Origin of the sequence: Streptomyces sp. AM 4-1-1 (genome assembly GCF_029167625.1) — a bacterium.
Classification (GTDB): domain Bacteria; phylum Actinomycetota; class Actinomycetes; order Streptomycetales; family Streptomycetaceae; genus Streptomyces.
This window is the reverse complement of record NZ_CP119145.1, coordinates 3,085,817-3,101,522: the sequence shown is the minus strand read 5'-3', so window position 1 is coordinate 3,101,522 and position 15,706 is coordinate 3,085,817. Positions and strand designations below refer to the sequence as shown.

Sequence of the window (15,706 nt, the reverse complement as noted above, 5' to 3'; positions counted from 1 at the left end):
TCGGTACACGCGTCGTTCCACGTGGACCGCACACGCGTCACACGGGTCGGAACACGCGCCGCGTCACGCGGTCCTACGCGACGCGCGTCCCGCGCGGGGTCAGCCCTCCGTGTTCCCCGGCGCGCCCGACTCCTGGCCGCCCGTCGTGGCCGAACCGGACGGGCTGCCGCTCGTGGTCGCGGAGGGCGAGCCCGACGCGCTTCCGGACGGCTGCGTCGAGGGCAGGGCGGGCAGCTCGCTCGGCCCGTAGCCCTTGAAGTAGCTGGTCGCCGGGACGACGAGGGCGGGCAGCTCGATGTCGCCGGTCTCGCTGAACTTGAAGACGACCTTCTGGACGTCGCCGTCCTTCGCCGCCTCGCGACCCTTCTCGATCACGGCGGACGCGTTGCCGTCGCCGCCGAGGATGAGCTTGCCGCCGGCCGGGACGGTGAGCGGCCCGTCCCCCTTGGCGGGGTGCAGCTTGACCGGGCCGGCGCCGTCGAGGGTGACGGAGTCCAGGGTCTGCTTCTTGGTGCCGTTGTTGAACAGTGTCGCGACGACGACCGCGGGGCCTTCCGCGTCGAGCTCCGGCTGGGTGACGACGTTCGCGTTCTGGATCTGGATGTCACCGACGGACGTCGCCGCGTTGTCGGGCCTGATCTTGAGCGTCTGGGCGCCCTGGCCGGCGCCGCAGGCGGAGAGCGAGGCGATCGAGAACACGATGGCGGTGGCGGCGAGGGCGCCGCGTCGAAGGCTGCGGCTCACGGCGGCGGCAACTCCTAGACGTTGGTCGTACGGGCGGGTGGGTTGCGGGCCCCGGTTCCGGAGCCGTCTTCGTCGTCGCCGACAGGCCCGGGAAGGGCGAGGGTGAAGCCGCCCTAAGGGTGCGTCAGCGGCCTTAGGTTATCGAGCCGTCGTCCCAGGCCCGCACCCGACCCGCCCCAGGAGCCTTTCGTTCGGACCGGGGCGTCGGAAGACCCGCGCGACGGGAGCCCTCGGCGGAAGCCGTTGTCGGGAAACCTTGACGGGAACCCCTGACCGGAACCCTTGACCGAAGCGCCGAAGCACCCGGTGGAAGGGGCGGCCGAAGTACCGTCCGAAGTACGCGGCGAAGTGCCAGTCGAAGTGCCGACCGAAGTGCCCTCGGGTGGCAAAAGGTTTCACTCGTACCGCGCCGTTCGGATACGCGCCGTTCACATAACACGTGTGATCAATTTCCCGCGTGGCGCATTCCGTGCGCGATTATCCAACAGCCCGCCCGGTCCGAGGGGGCCGTTGATCCATTTCTTTGAGCGCGGCCACATACGGCCGTACGAGTGATCGATCACCGAACGGAGTACGGAAAGTTCACCGTTCAGAATCCGGCAAAACGGTACTTTCGGTCGCTTCGGCGGGCCTTCGGGCGCCCCTGGCGTACACGTTTCGCCCTGCCCGCACAGTGGCTCCGACCTGCGAATACCGTCTTCCGGATGCCTTCCGCAGCACGTCCCCGTTGCTGTTGTCAAGCCCTGAGATATGCCCTGACCTGCGAAAACGCCATTCAGGAGAAGCGATTCTCGTGTTACTCTGGATAGCCACGGAAGGGGTACCTGTCACATGACGTTCAAGGTTGGCGACACCGTGGTCTATCCCCATCACGGGGCCGCGCTGATCGAGGCTATCGAAACTCGCCAGATCAAAGGTGTGGACAAGACCTACTTGGTGCTCAAGGTCGCCCAGGGCGACTTGACTGTGCGTGTGCCGGCGGACAATGCGGAGTTCGTGGGCGTGCGTGATGTGGTTGGGCAGGAGGGGCTGGACCGGGTGTTCGAGGTGCTTCGCGCGCCGTACGCCGAAGAGCCGACGAACTGGTCCCGTCGCTACAAGGCAAATCTCGAAAAGCTCGCCTCCGGCGATGTCATCAAGGTCGCCGAAGTGGTGCGTGACCTGTGGCGCCGCGAGCGTGAGCGCGGACTCTCCGCAGGTGAGAAGCGCATGCTCGCCAAGGCCCGCCAGATCCTGGTGAGCGAGCTGGCTCTCGCGGAGAACACGAACGAAGACAAGGCCGAGGCTCTGCTCGACGAGGTCCTCGCGTCCTGAATCGGATCGCACCGGTTGTACGACATGCCGCGGCGCCCGCTGACCAACCGTTGTTCACGGTCTGTCTCGGGCGCTGCGGCATGTCTGTGCCCGCGCGCATGCCTGTGTCCGCGCGCGCCCAGGCCCGCGCGTGCTTCGCCGCGACTCACAGCCACTCACAGCACACGGGCTTCGCCGCGACTCACGCGCCGCAGCGCACTCGTTCGTCACAGCATGGCCGTCGGCCCGCGGTAGGGCCCAAGGCCGTGAGCTGTGGGCCCGCCGGCCCCGCGCTGCACATGCCGCGTGTCCGCGACTGCCCACGTCCTGGCTGCCGCGTGGCGCGATTCAGTCGCGGACCTGTGGTCGGATTCGTGTGTGGACCGTATGCAGACGTACCCCCCGTGGCGTCCTGTGTCCCCGTGTGCGTGCGGGGCGCGTGCCCGGCTGCGTAGAGTCCGCTCCGCCCGGCCAGGGGTCACGGAAGGGGCCCGGCCGAGTCGGAGCAGGGCTCCCCGCCCGGCTCGATGGTGGCCATACCCATGTGCGCCGCGGAAACAAACCTGGCCGATGTGCCGAACCGAACTGCCGGACCGATGACCTTCGGAGTGCTACCGATGTCCGACGAATCGCCCCGACCGACCCCGGCGTCCGCGCCGGTCCCGGCGGCCCCGCCCCGCACCGCCGCCGTGATCCCCGCCGCCGGCCGCGGCGTGCGGCTCGGTCCCGGCGCCCCCAAGGCGCTCCGCGCGCTGAGCGGGATTCCCATGCTGATCCACGCGGTACGGGCCATGGCGGCGTCCCGTTCGGTGTCCCTGGTGGTCGTCGTCGCGCCCCCGGAGGGCGCCGCCGAGGTCAAGAACCTCCTCGGTGAACACGCCCTGCCCGAGCGCACGGACTTCCTCGTCGTGCCCGGTGGTGCGACCCGTCAGGAGTCGGTGAGACTCGGCCTCGACGCCCTGCCCGCCGACATCGGCGTCGTCCTCGTCCATGACGCGGCCCGCCCGCTGGTGCCCGTAGACACCGTGGACGCGGTGATCGAGGCCGTACGGGACGGGGCGCCCGCCGTCGTACCGGCGCTGCCGCTCGCCGACACCGTCAAGGAGGTGGAGCCGGGAGAGCCGGGAAGGCCGGAACCGGTGCTCTCCACTCCGGTACGGGCCAGACTGCGTGCCGTGCAGACGCCCCAGGGCTTCGACCGCGGCACGCTGGTCCGCGCCCATGAGTCCGTCGCCGTCAGCGGTGAGGGCGCGACGGACGACGCGGGCATGGTGGAGCGGCTCGGACTGCCCGTCGTGGTCGTACCCGGGCACGAAGAGGCGTTCAAGGTGACCCGGCCGCTGGATCTGGTGCTGGCCGAAGCGGTTCTCGCGCGCAGGAGGGCGAACGATGGTTTCTGAGGGGCGAGGACAGGTCCCCATGAAGGACGACCAAGGGCAGGGGCAGGGCCCGGACGGGGGACCGGCTCCTGGTTCAGCGCCGACGCCGACGCCGCTGCCGGTTCAGGCCCCGGTGATGCCGCTGGTCGGGATCGGGACCGACATCCACGCCTTCGAGGAGGGGCGCGAGCTGTGGTGCGCCGGCCTCCTCTGGGAGGGCGAGGGGCCCGGTCTGGCCGGGCACTCGGACGCGGACGTCGTCGCGCACGCCGCCTGCAACGCCCTGTTCTCGGCGGCCGGACTCGGTGACCTCGGGCAGCACTTCGGCACCGGGCGCCCCGAGTGGTCCGGTGCCTCCGGCCTGACCCTGCTGGCCGAGTCGGCGCGGATCGTCCGGGCCGGGGGGTTCGGGATCGGGAACGTCGCCGTCCAGGTCGTCGGCGCCCGCCCCAAGATCGGCAAGCGCCGTGACGAGGCGCAGAAGGTGCTGTCCGCCGCGGTGGGCGCGCCCGTCTCGCTCTCCGCCGCGACCAGTGACGGGCTCGGATTCACCGGGCGGGGCGAGGGGATCGCCGGGATCGCGACCGCGCTGGTCTACCGGACCGGATGACCCGGAGGGCCCTCCTGGGGCCGTACGAACGCCTCTGACCTGGTCTTCCTCCGGGGCGCGGCCTTGTTGCACATCGCTTGCACGTACGCTGGTACGGCAAGCGATGTGCTGTACGAGGTGGGAGTGAGGTCCGGTGGAGAGCGCTACCGCTGTGGTGGCAGAGGCGCCCGGCAGGCGGGTCGAAGTGGACGGATACGTCCTGCGCACCGCCACCGCCGACGATGTGGGCGGGGCCCGGGCCGTGATGCTCGACACCGTCTACCGCGATCTGCGGTCCGGCTACGTGCCCCGCTGGCACGCCGACATCATCGATCCCGAGGCCGCCTATCTGCGCCCCGGGCGGTGCACGCTCCTCGTCGTGGAGCGGGACGGCGAGATCGTCGCCACCGGCGCCGTGCGCGACCGGGGTCCGCAGGCACCGCCGAACCCGCGGTGGGTCGCCGACCGGTTCCCGTCCGGGTCCACCGCCCAGCTCTGCCGGATCTACGTCCGCCCGGAGCACCGCAGGCACGGTCTCGCCCGGCTGATCGTGCGCGAGCTGTCCGACTTCGTGGCGCGCGTCGGCGGGTACCGGGCGATCTATCTGCACACCGATCCGGCCGTCCCGGGCGCCGAACCGTTCTGGCGGTCGCTGGCCCACGAGGTCTGCGACGAGCGCGCGTTCGCGGACGGCGGTCAGGGGATCGTGCACTTCGAACTGCCGATGCCTCCGGTGCCGGGGGCGCCCGCATCCGGCACTCACCCCACCCATTAGATGACAATCATTTTCATATAAGGTCGTTCTCATGTCCCCGTCCCGTGCGCGCCGCCGCACCACGCTGCCCTCGGCCCTCGCCGTGGCCGCCCTCGTCGTCCCGCTCGCCACCGCCTGCTCCGGCACCGACTCGTCGGACACCTCCGGCGGCGGCGGGCAGCGGCTGCGCGTCGTCATGGCCTTCCCGCCCGCCCAGGCCATGTCCCCGTACGGCGACGACGCCGTCACCCTCAGCCGGCTCGCCGTCATCGAGGGCCTGACCACCCTCGACAAGAACGGCGAGGCCAAGCCCGCCCTCGCCACCTCCTGGGCCCGCGAGGGCGACAAGGCGTGGACGTTCGCCCTGCGCGACGCGGAGTTCCAGGACGGTACGAAGGTCGACGCACCGGCCGTCGTAGGCGCCCTCTCGGCCGCCGCGAAGGCGTCCCCGAAGCCGCGCGTGCTCAGTGACACCCGGATCACCGCCACCGTGAAGGACGCCAGGACCGTACGCGTCACCACGGCCGAGCCCGACCCGCTGCTGCCCCAACGGCTCGCCAACCCCTCGCTGACGATCCTCTCCGCCGGCGCGTACCGGGACGGCAAGGTCGACCCCGCCGGGCACGCCACCGGCCCGTACACCCTCACCGAGCTCAACGGCGCCGTCAGCGCGACCCTCCAGCGCAACGGCACCTACTGGGGCGCCAAGGCCAAGTCCCCCGGCGTCGATGTGAAGTTCGCCGCCGACGGCACCGCCCGCGCCAACGCGCTGCGCACCAAGGCCGTCGACGTCGCCGAGTACGTACCGATCTCCCAGGCGTCCCTGCTCGGCGGACACTTCGTCCACGAGTTCCCCTCCGCCCGCACCAACGGCCTCTCCCTCAACACCCGGCGCGGCGTCTTCGCCGACCCCGCCATGCGCGCCGCCGCCCGCGAGGCCATCGACTCCAAGGCCATCGTCAAGGCCGTCTACGAAGGACGCGCCGACACCGCACAGGGGCTCCTCGGCCCCGGCGTGCCCTGGGCCGCCGCCGAGCGCGTCGCCCCCGTCGGCCGCACGAAGGCCGCCGCCCCGACCGCCGTCGCGAAGACCGGGCAGATCGTCCTCGCCACCTACACCAACCGGCCCGAGCTGCCCGAGGTCGCCACCGTCGTCCAGCAGCAACTGGAGAAGCGCGGCTTCACCGTCAAGCAGGTCGTACGCGACTACGCACAGCTGGAGGCCGACGCGCTCGGCGGGAAGTACGACGCGTTCATCCAGGCCCGCAACACCCTCCTCGACACCGCCGACCCCGTCTCGTACCTGGAGTCCGACTTCACCTGCGACGGCAGCTTCAACATCTCCCAGCTCTGCGACAAGCGGGTCGACGCCGATGTGGACAAGGCGGCGGCCACCGTCGACACCGACGCCCGGCACAAGGCCGAGATGACCGCCGAGGCCGACGTCCTCGGCGCCGACGCCCTCGTACCGCTGGTCCACGAACGGTTCGTCCAGGGATACGACGACAGCCGCGTCGAAGGCGTCTCGCTCGACCCGATGGAACGCACCCTCATCACCGCCGACACCCACGTCGGCTGATCGGCCGGCCCGGTGAAGTACCTGGCGGGGCGGCTCGCCACGCTCCTCGCGGTCGTCGCCGTCATCGGGCTGCTGCCCTGGCTGACCCGGACCGATCCGGCGCTGACGATCCTGCACGCCCGGTACGCCGACCGGCCGCCCACCCCCGCCACGCTCGACGCGATCCGCGCCGGGACCGGGCTCGACGGCGGCCCCGCACACGTCCTCGGCGACTGGCTCGGCGGACTCCTCCGGGGCGACCTCGGCGAGTCCTGGGTCTCCGGACAGCCCGTCGCACCCGACGTCACCTCCGCACTCGGCGTCTCCCTGACCCTGATGGGCGTCTCGCTCGCCGTCGCCGTCGTGCTGGCCGTCGCGCTCAGCGCCGGGACGCTGCGGCGGGGCGCCCGGCGGCGGATCGACCGGGCGCGGGCGGGAGTGAGCGCGGCGGTGCTCGCCGCACTTCCCGAATTCCTGCTGGCAGCCGTGTTCGCCACCGTGTTCGCCGTACAGCTCGGCTGGTTCCCCGCGCTCGGCTGGGGCGCCGGGGACCAACTGGTCCTGCCCGCGCTCGCCATGGGCGTACCGGCGGGTGCCCTGCTCGGCCGCCTCCTCGACGACGCGCTGCCCGCCGCGTTCGCCGAACCGTGGGCGCGCGCCGCCGCGGCGGGCGGGCTGCCCGGACGACGTGTCGCCCTCCACGCGCTCCGGCGCACGCTGCCCGGACTGCTGCCCCAGCTCGGGCTGATCGTCGTCGGACTGACCGGCGGGGCCGTCGCCGTCGAGACGCTGTACGCGATCCCCGGCCTCGGCGGTACGGCACTGGCCGCCGCCCTCGCGCAGGACCTGCCGGTCCTCCAGGCATGCGTGCTCGTCCTGTTGCTGCTCGGGATCGCCGCCGGGCTCGCCGCCCGGCTCGCGGCGCGCGCCCTGCTGGGACCCGCGCTCGACGAGGGGGCGCTGCCCGCGCTCGTACCCCCCGCGCTGCCGGGGCGGCGAGCGGTCGTGGTGGGGGCCGTGGCCCTGGCCGTGCTCCTCGCCGTCGTGACGGTGGCCGGGCTGACGCGCGATCCGCTGCACGTCGACGCGGCCGTACGGCTCACCGGGCCCTGCGCCGCGCACCCACTCGGCACGGACTCGCTGGGGCGGGACATCCTGGCCCGGCTCGGGCACGGGGCGGCCCGGACCGTGCTCATGGCCGTGGCCGTCTCCGTCGTCACCCTGCTGCTCGGGCTGCTCCTCGGGGCCGTACGCGCCGGGGCGCTCACCGAGACAGCGAACGCGCTCCCCGCGATCCTCAGCGGGCTCGTCGTGGCGGGGCTCGTCGGTCCGGGCCCATGGGGCGCGGCGGCCGCGGTCGCCGCCGTCTCCTGGGCACCGCTCGCCGCGCACACCGCCGCCCTGTACGCCCAGGAACGGGCGGCGCCGCACATCGCCGCCGCGAAGTCGCTCGGGGCGTCCCGGGGACACCTGCTGCGTCGGCACGTGCTGCCGGGGGTGCTGCCACCGGTCGTGCGGCACGCGGTACTGCGCGTCCCCGCCATCGCGCTGGCCCTGGCCTCGCTCGGATTCCTGGGACTCGGGGCGCCGGCGCCGGCGCCGGAGTGGGGACGGATGCTGTCCGAGAACATGCCGTACGCGGAACGGGCCCCGTGGGGAGTGCTGGCCCCCGCCGTCGCGCTGGCGGGGCTGGGGGCATTGGCGGTGCTGGTTTCGGGCGCTGTGCGGGGACGAGGAGCGACAAGGTGACGCAAGGCCGAACCCCCACCCCCACGCGCGGGAAGGCGGCGCTCCCACCCCCTCCACCACCGATCGATCCGCGGACGCGGGACGGCCGGATGCAGGCGGGTCCTCGCAGGAGTGGGCGGACCCGGGTTTGGGACGGCGCGCTCCGGTCCCCTCCACCACCGATCGATCCGCGGACGCGGGACGGCCGGATGCAGGCGGGTCCCCGCGGGAGTGGGTGGACCCGGGTTTGGGACGGCGCGCTCCGGTCCCCTCCACCACCGATCGATCCGCGGACGCGGGACGGCCGGGTGGGGGCGTGCAGGCGGGTCCCCGCAGGAGTGGGCGCAGGACCCGGGTTCGCATCCGGTGGAGGGTGCCGCGCCCACTCCGAGGAGACACGCCGGAGGGCCCCCGCCCCACCCACCGGACACCGCGCCGGTACCGCCCCGGGACCGCGCCGGACACCGCGCTCCGGCACCGCTCCGGCACCGCTCCGGCACCGCTCCGGCACCGCTCCGGCGCCGCGCCGGCACCGCGCCGGACGGTCCCGCCCCGGACTCGGCCACGCCCGCACCACGACCAAGGCCGGAGCATGCGATGCCGGGAAGCGCCGTCCCGCGCGTACGGGATGGGCGTGGGCTCCCCTCAGCAGCGGTGGGAGCTCTGTTCGTACGGTGGTGAAGGGTGAATGAGGTGCGCGCGATGACTGGCTACGTGCGGTTGCTCGTGGGGACCCAGTTCGCGTTCAACGTGGGGTTCTACGCCGTGCTGCCCTACCTCGCCACCCATCTGGGCAGCGGACTCGGTATGGCCGGTTGGCTGGTCGGCCTCGTGCTCGGGCTGCGGACCTTCAGCCAGCAGGGGCTCTTCGTCGTCGGCGGCGCGCTCACCGACCGGTACGGGCCCCGCCCCGTCGTCCTGGCCGGATGCGCCTTGCGGATCATCGGGTTCGGATGGCTCGCGTTCGCAGGGTCCACCGCCACGGTGATCGCCGCTGTCGTCCTGATCGGGTTCGCCGCCGCGCTGTTCTCTCCGGCGGTGGAGTCGGAGACCGCCCGGGAGTCCGTCCGGTACGAGGAGGAGACCGGCACCCCGCGTACGCAGGTGCTCGCCGTGTTCTCCGCCGCCGGGCAGGCCGGGGCCTTCGTCGGACCGCTCATCGGGTCGCTCCTGCTGCTGCTCGGCGGGGGGTTCCGGGCCGCCTGCGTCGCCGGGGCCCTCGTCTTCGTCGGGGTGCTCGCCGGACACGCCCGGCTGATGCCGCGCCGCGCCGCCGTGCGGCGGACCGGGGGCGGGGGCGGGCCCGCCCTGTGGACCGTGTTCGCCAACGGCCCGTTCCTCGTGCTGTGCCTCGCGTACAGCAGCTATCTCGTCGCCTACAACCAGCTCTATCTGTCACTGCCCGCCGAGGTGGAACGCGCCACCGGTTCGCAGGCCGCGCTCGGCTGGCTGTTCGCGCTGTCCTCCCTGCTGGTCGTCCTCGCGCAGCTGCCGCTCACCCGGTGGGCGGCGCGCCGGATCGCGCCCCGGACCGCGCTGGCGGGCGGACTCGTCGTCGTCGCGGCCGGTTTCGCGGCCGTGCCGGTGGTGCCGGGCGGCGGGCTGCTGCCCGGGGCGGCGCTGGTGGTGCTGCTGACGTCGGGACAGATGCTGCTGGTGCCCGCCGCCCGGGGGCTCGTACCCGACCTCGTCGACGACCGGCGGCTCGGGCTCGCCACCGGGGCGTTGTCGTCGGTCTCCGGACTCGCCGTACTCGGCGGCAGCGCGGCCACCGGGGCACTCCTGGGCGCGCCCCCGGGGGTCCTGTGGACGGCGCTCGCCGCCGTACCGCTGACGGGCGCCGCTCTCGCGCTGACCCTTCCGGTGGGCGGAAACGGGAAGGGCGGGGGCCAGGACGCGGTTGGGGGTAGACGTAGGAGCATCGCCAACGCCTCAGGAGGACGTACTCCATGACCGCCGCACTCTCCGATCAGCTCAAGGCGCTTCTCGACACGCCGGTCTTCGTGACCGTCGCGACCATCCAGCCGGACGGCAGCCCCCAGCTCTCGCCGGTCTGGGTGAAGCGGGACGGTGACGACATCCTCATCTCGACGACCGAGGGCCGCCGCAAGGAGCGGAACCTGCGCCGCGACCCGCGTGTCTCCGTCGTCGTCCAGCCCTTCGACGCCCCGTACACCTACGCCGAGATCCGCGGCTCCGCCACCCTGACCACCGAGGGCGGACAGGAACTGATCGACGAACTGTCGGTCAAGTACAGCGGTAAGAAGTACGCCGAGTTCAACCCGTCGTCGGCGGAGGACGGCACCCGGGTGATCGTCCGGATCACCCCGCGCAAGGTCCTCGGCCGCATCTGAGGTGCCGGGCCGCCCGCCTCCGGCCAGGGGGCGGGCGGCCCGGAGCGCGGATACCGCCGGGTCCCTTCCACATGGTGGGAGACGTGCCCGGCGGCGGCGGAAGACGGCGGTCGCCGGCTCCGACGCGTGGAGCCCTTGCGCGCCACCGGAAAAAGATCAGGCCCGGGGGTCGCGGGGCACTGGTGCGCGCCCACTACCCTTGAGGCGTGACTATTCGCCTGTACGACACCAGCGCCCGGCAGATCCGTGATTTCGTCCCGCTTTCCGCGGGTTGTGTCTCGATCTACCTCTGTGGCGCGACCGTCCAGGCAGCTCCGCACATCGGACACATCCGGTCGGGGCTGAACTTCGACATCATGCGCCGGTGGTTCGCCTACCGAGGGTATGACGTCACGTTCGTGCGGAACGTCACCGACATCGACGACAAGATCATCAGGAAGTCGGCGGAACAGGGCCGTCCGTGGTGGGCGATCGGGTACGAGAACGAGCGGGCGTTCAACCACGGGTACGACGCCCTGGGTTGCCTGCCGCCGACGTACGAACCGCGGGCTACCGGCCACATCACCGAGATGATCGAGATGATGCGCGGGCTCATCGAGCGCGGACACGCGTACGAGGCGGACGGGAACGTCTACTTCGACGTGCGGTCGTACCCCGGGTACCTGGCGCTGTCGAACCAGGACCTGGACGACCTCCGCCAGCCCTCGGGTGAGGGTGAGACGGGCAAGCGGGACCAGCGGGACTTCGCGATGTGGAAGGCCGCGAAGCCGGGTGAGCCGAGCTGGCAGACCCCGTGGGGTCCGGGCCGGCCGGGCTGGCATCTGGAGTGCTCGGCGATGGCGCACAAGTACCTAGGACCGGTGTTCGACATCCACGGCGGCGGCATCGACCTGATCTTCCCGCACCATGAGAACGAGATCGCGCAGGCCAAGGGGTACGGGGACGAGTTCGCCCGGTACTGGGTGCACAACGGCTGGGTGACCATGTCCGGCGAGAAGATGTCGAAGTCGCTCGGCAACTCCGTGCTGGTCAGCGAGATGGTGCGGCAGTGGCGGCCGATCGTGCTGCGGTACTACCTGGGCACCCCGCACTACCGCTCGATGATCGAGTACAGCGTGGAGGCGCTGCGGGAGGCCGAGTCGGCGTTCGCGCGGATCGAGGGGTTCGTGCAGCGGGTGATCGAGAAGGCCGGAGGCCCGGTCGCGGCGTCCGCGCAGGTCCCGCCGGCGTTCGCGGAGGCGATGGACGACGACCTCGGGGTCCCCCAGGCGCTCGCGGTGGTGCACACCACGGTCCGGCAGGGCAATTCCGCGCTGGCCGCGGACGACAAGGAAGAGGCCGTGGCCCGTCTGGCCGAGGTACGTGCGATGCTCGGGGTGCTGGGCCTCGATCCGCTCGATCCTCAGTGGGCCGGGGAGAGCGACCGGGGCGAGGATCTGCACGGGGTCGTCGACACGCTCGTACGGCTGGTGCTCGATCAGCGTCAGTCGGCCCGGGACCGCAAGGACTACGCCACCGCCGACGCCATTCGCGACCAGCTCAACCAGTCCGGACTCGTCATCGAGGACAGCCCCAGCGGCCCCCGGTGGACGCTCGGACCCCGCTGAACGGATTCTGGTGTGCCGCCCGGGACGCCGGGCGGCACACTTTCACTTACGTACGTCTTCTGAAGCAACGAAACAGGTAGGTCATGGCCGGGAACAGCCAGCGCAGGAACCGCCGCACGTCCAACAAGAAGGGCATGCAGGTCGGCAGCGGTGGCCAGCGACGCCGTGGTCTCGAAGGCAGGGGACCGACGCCGCCCGCGGCCGCCCGCAAGGGACACAAGAAGAACCGGGTCGCCAACGCCCAGGCCAAGCAGGCCGCTGCCCGCCGCCCCGCACCGCGTCGCGGCGGCGCCAAGGGCACGTCCGAGCTGGTCGTCGGCCGCAACCCGGTCTTCGAGGCGCTGCGCGACGGCGTCCCCGCGACGACGCTGTACGTCCAGCAGTACATCGACAACGACGAGCGGGTGCGCGAGGCGCTCCAGCTCGCCGGTGAGCGCGGCAACATCAACCTGATGGAGGCCCCGCGCCCCGAGCTGGACCGGATGACGAACGGCCTGAACCACCAGGGCCTCGTGCTCCAGGTCCCGCCGTACGAGTACGCGCACCCCGAGGACCTGACGGCCGCCGCGTACGACAAGAACGAGGACCCGCTGATCGTCGCGCTCGACGGTGTGACCGACCCGCGCAACCTCGGCGCGATCGTCCGGTCCACCTCGGCGTTCGGCGGCCACGGCGTGGTCGTGCCGGAGCGGCGCGCGGCCGGTATGACGGCGGGCGCCTGGAAGTCCTCGGCGGGCACGGCGGCCCGTACGCCGGTCTCCCGGGTGACGAACCTGACCCGTGCCCTGGAGGGTTACCAGAAGGCGGGCCTCACGGTCGTCGGGCTGGCGGCGGACGGCGAGCACACGGTGGAGGACCTGGAGGCCCTGGACGGCCCGGTCGTCATCGTCATCGGCAGCGAGGGCAAGGGTCTGGGCCGGCTGGTCGGCGAGACCTGTGACTACCGGGTGCGGATCGCGATGCCGGGCGGCGCGGAGTCGCTGAACGCCGGTGTCGCGGCAGGCATCGTGCTGTACGAGGTGGCGCGGCGGCGCGCGTAGGCGGCGGCGCGCGGGTGTTCGGCCGGGGCGGGGTCACCGGGGTGGGCCCGGGGGCGCCGCGGCAGGCGGTGGGGCGCCCCGGGTGCGGATCGCTTCGCCGACGGGGTGCGGCGGGGGTGCGGCGGGGCGTGGAGTGGGTGCCGGTGACGCCTCATACGCACTGTTGACGGGTCTCGGACACATCCGGCGTGTCAAGGCAGTGTCCTAACGTCACGTCACTCGGTTAGATGAGTGTGGACACCAGAACGCCTCGGTTCGACGAACAACCCGCCCTGAGCATGACCAAGGTGGACTGCGACCCCGCGCAGGTCATCGTCAACCACGCCAGCTTCCGGGTGCGGCTCGCCCCGGGCCAGCGCACCCGGCTTCGCGGTGTCGCGCCCGCGGCCAGGATTCCCGCCATGAGCGGCGCCGGGGCGGCGGCCCCGGCCCGCAGGCGCTCCCCGGTGGTGTGGAGCGGCCGGTCGGAGCCGGGCGATCCCGGGGCCACCGGCCTCCTCCAGGCCGTGCGGAACAGCACGGCGGCGCGTCTCGACGAGTACGGCGCCGGGCACGACGACGGACGGGACGCCGGGGCCACCCAGCTCATCCCGCGCTTCGACGACACCCAGCCCAACCCGGTCGTGCTCGTACCGCCGCAGCAGGGACCGTCCGGTGCGGGGCCCCTGCTGCCGCCGATGCGGCGGGCCGTGGGCGCGTACGACGACGGTCCCGTCGACGGCGCGTTCCCCGACGACACCGGACCCGACGGCGAGACGGACGAGGAGCGGGAGGCGAGGGTCCGGCGCTCGGACGCCGTCCGGCACGCGTACTACCCCGGCCGCCGGATGAACCTCGGCGTCGTGCTCCTGCCGATGCGGGTCTTCCTCGGCTTCATCTCCATCTACGCCGGTATGGGCAAGCTCTGCGACCCGGTCTACTTCGACGGCGGCGACCGCGGCTCCATGGTCAAGTGGCTGACGTCCCTGCACCCGTGGGCCCTCGCCGAGCCGCTGCGCGACTTCGCGCTCTCGCACCCCGTCGGGGCCGGGCTCACCGTCGCGTTCCTCCAGGTCGTCGTCGGTGTGCTCACCGTCCTCGGTCTCTGGCAGCGCGTCGCGGCCTCCTTCGCCACGCTCCTCTCGGTGACGCTGCTGGTGACCGTCAGCTGGCGCACGGTCGCCGCGTACGACGCGCCCGACATCATCTACCTCGCTGCCTGGAGCCCGTTGATTATCGCGGGCGCCCCGGTCTATTCGGTCGACGGCCGTCTGGCGGGCGAGGCATGGCGCAAGCTGGGTCCCCGTTCGGGCATCTGGGACCTGCGCCGACGGGTGCTGCGGCGCGGTGCGGTCGTCGCCACCGTGGTCGTCGGTCTGACCCTGCTGATCGGTTCGGTGCTCGGCGGAGCCGTACGCTCCTCCGGCGTCGTCACCGTGCCCGGCCCGGACAACCCGACCAACCAGCTGCCGGGCTCGCCGCTCCCCGAGGAGTCCAGGGACAAGGGCCCCTCCCGCTCGCCCGAGGGGCGCACGCCCGAACCGGCCCGCAGCAGCGCCGACACCAAGCCGTCCGCCGAGCAGCCCACGCCCAGCTCGGACACGGTCCGTGAGCCGGGCCGGACGTCGGGCGCCGGGGAGTCCAGCGAGTCCGACAACACCGGTCGGCAGCCCTCCCACCAGTCGAGCCCGCACCGGCCTTCGGCGTCCTCGTCCGGTAGTTCGGGGCCGTCCTCCTCGGGCTCCGACGGGGACGGCGGAGGCTCCTCGTCCTCCGGTGGTTCGGACGGCGGCGGCTCGACCGGCGGTGACGGTGGCGGCGACGGCGGAACCTCCGGCGGCGGTCAGAACCCGATCGGCGGCCTGCTCGGCTGACCACGAGGAAGAGAGGGAGGGGCGGTCGTCCGGAACCCGGGTGACCGCCCCTTCCGCTGTTGACGCGGCTGTCAGCCTCTCCGGGAGCCCAGCTCCTTCGCCGCCTCGGTGAGGTCCTTGGCGGTGTCGATGGCCCGCCAGTAGGCCCCGTGCGGCAGCGGATAGCCGGCCAGCCGACGGCTGCGGGCCAGGCCGGGGAACGTCGTACGTTCATGGTCGCCCCGGTCCGGCAGCAGCGCCGTGAACGCGGGCGAGAACACGTACACCCCCGCGTTGATCAGATACGGGGAAGGGGGCGACTCGATGAAGTCGGTGATGTGCCCGAACGCGTCCGTCTCGACCGCCCCCCAGGGGATGCGGGGGCGGGCCAGCGCCAGGGTGGCGGTGGCGTCGCGTTCGGCGTGGAAGGCGGCCATCTCGCGCAGTGAGAAGCGCGTCCAGATGTCCCCGTTGGTGGCGTACCACGGCTCTTCGGAGTCGGGCAGCCGGGCGGCGGCGTACTTCAGCCCACCGCCACGGCCCAGCGGTTCGGGCTCCACGACGGTGGAGACGCGCAGCGGGAGATCGGCCGAGGCCAGCCAGTCCTCCAGCACCTCGGCAAGATGGCCGCACGAGACCACGGCGTCGGTGACGCCCTCGGCGGCCAGCCAGGAAAGCTGATGGCCGATGATCGGGGTCCCGGTGCCCGGGATCTCGACCATCGGCTTGGGACGGTCATCGGTGTACGGGCGCAGGCGAGAACCCTGGCCACCGGCCAGGACGACGGCCTGCGTCGGATACGTATGCATGGCACGCACGATATGCGGC

At 72.5% G+C, this 15,706-nt stretch carries 13 protein-coding genes; 11 read left to right on the top strand and 2 right to left on the bottom strand.

Annotated features, from left to right (window positions below; translation table 11 throughout):
• Positions 1-99: 99 nt before the first annotated feature.
• Positions 100-744, bottom strand: coding sequence for a DUF461 domain-containing protein (locus PZB75_RS13170; RefSeq protein ID WP_275535492.1), 645 nt, complete (start codon positions 742-744; stop codon positions 100-102).
• Between the two features lie 831 nt (positions 745-1,575).
• Here PZB75_RS13170 and PZB75_RS13165 point away from each other — a divergent pair.
• From PZB75_RS13165 to PZB75_RS13115, 11 genes are all read left to right on the top strand, one after another.
• Complete coding sequence (locus PZB75_RS13165; RefSeq protein WP_006380568.1) at positions 1,576-2,058, top strand: CarD family transcriptional regulator; 483 nt, start codon at positions 1,576-1,578, stop codon at positions 2,056-2,058.
• A gap of 596 nt (positions 2,059-2,654) precedes the next feature.
• On the top strand, positions 2,655-3,437 hold the full coding sequence (gene ispD, locus PZB75_RS13160; protein ID WP_275535491.1) for a 2-C-methyl-D-erythritol 4-phosphate cytidylyltransferase: 783 nt from the start codon (positions 2,655-2,657) through the stop codon (positions 3,435-3,437).
• 115 nt (positions 3,438-3,552) lie between these two features.
• Positions 3,553-4,026: a 2-C-methyl-D-erythritol 2,4-cyclodiphosphate synthase gene (gene ispF, locus PZB75_RS13155; protein ID WP_275538693.1), complete on the top strand. Its 474-nt coding sequence runs from the start codon at positions 3,553-3,555 to the stop codon at positions 4,024-4,026.
• Positions 4,027-4,159: 133 nt separating this feature from the next.
• A complete protein-coding gene (locus tag PZB75_RS13150; protein WP_275535490.1) occupies positions 4,160-4,780 on the top strand; it encodes a GNAT family N-acetyltransferase in 621 nt (206 codons plus the stop codon).
• Between the two features lie 31 nt (positions 4,781-4,811).
• Positions 4,812-6,338 (top strand): ABC transporter substrate-binding protein, encoded by a 1,527-nt coding sequence (locus PZB75_RS13145; RefSeq protein ID WP_275535489.1) that lies wholly within the window; start codon positions 4,812-4,814, stop codon positions 6,336-6,338.
• A 12-nt stretch (positions 6,339-6,350) separates the two neighbouring features.
• Positions 6,351-8,066 carry an ABC transporter permease subunit gene (locus PZB75_RS13140; protein ID WP_275535488.1) on the top strand — a complete coding sequence of 572 codons (1,716 nt, stop codon included), beginning with the start codon at positions 6,351-6,353 and terminating at the stop codon, positions 8,064-8,066.
• Positions 8,067-8,747: 681 nt separating this feature from the next.
• Positions 8,748-9,998 carry an MFS transporter gene (locus PZB75_RS13135; protein WP_275535487.1) on the top strand — a complete coding sequence of 417 codons (1,251 nt, stop codon included), beginning with the start codon at positions 8,748-8,750 and terminating at the stop codon, positions 9,996-9,998.
• Positions 9,995-10,399, top strand: a complete 405-nt coding sequence (locus tag PZB75_RS13130) for a PPOX class F420-dependent oxidoreductase (RefSeq protein ID WP_275535486.1) — start codon at positions 9,995-9,997, stop codon at positions 10,397-10,399. Before PZB75_RS13135 ends, PZB75_RS13130 begins: the two co-directional genes overlap by 4 nt.
• A gap of 206 nt (positions 10,400-10,605) precedes the next feature.
• Complete coding sequence (gene cysS, locus PZB75_RS13125) at positions 10,606-12,006, top strand: cysteine--tRNA ligase (protein ID WP_275535485.1); 1,401 nt, start codon at positions 10,606-10,608, stop codon at positions 12,004-12,006.
• 83 nt (positions 12,007-12,089) lie between these two features.
• Entirely contained in the window at positions 12,090-13,046 is a 957-nt protein-coding gene (gene rlmB, locus PZB75_RS13120) for a 23S rRNA (guanosine(2251)-2'-O)-methyltransferase RlmB (RefSeq protein ID WP_275535484.1), read from the top strand.
• A 227-nt stretch (positions 13,047-13,273) separates the two neighbouring features.
• Positions 13,274-14,899, top strand: coding sequence for a DoxX family membrane protein (locus PZB75_RS13115; protein ID WP_275535483.1), 1,626 nt, complete (start codon positions 13,274-13,276; stop codon positions 14,897-14,899).
• 71 nt (positions 14,900-14,970) lie between these two features.
• Here the strand turns inward: PZB75_RS13115 and PZB75_RS13110 are convergent, their stop codons facing one another.
• Positions 14,971-15,687, bottom strand: a complete 717-nt coding sequence (locus tag PZB75_RS13110; protein WP_275535482.1) for a nucleotidyltransferase family protein — start codon at positions 15,685-15,687, stop codon at positions 14,971-14,973.
• Between the last annotated feature and the right edge of the window lie 19 nt (positions 15,688-15,706).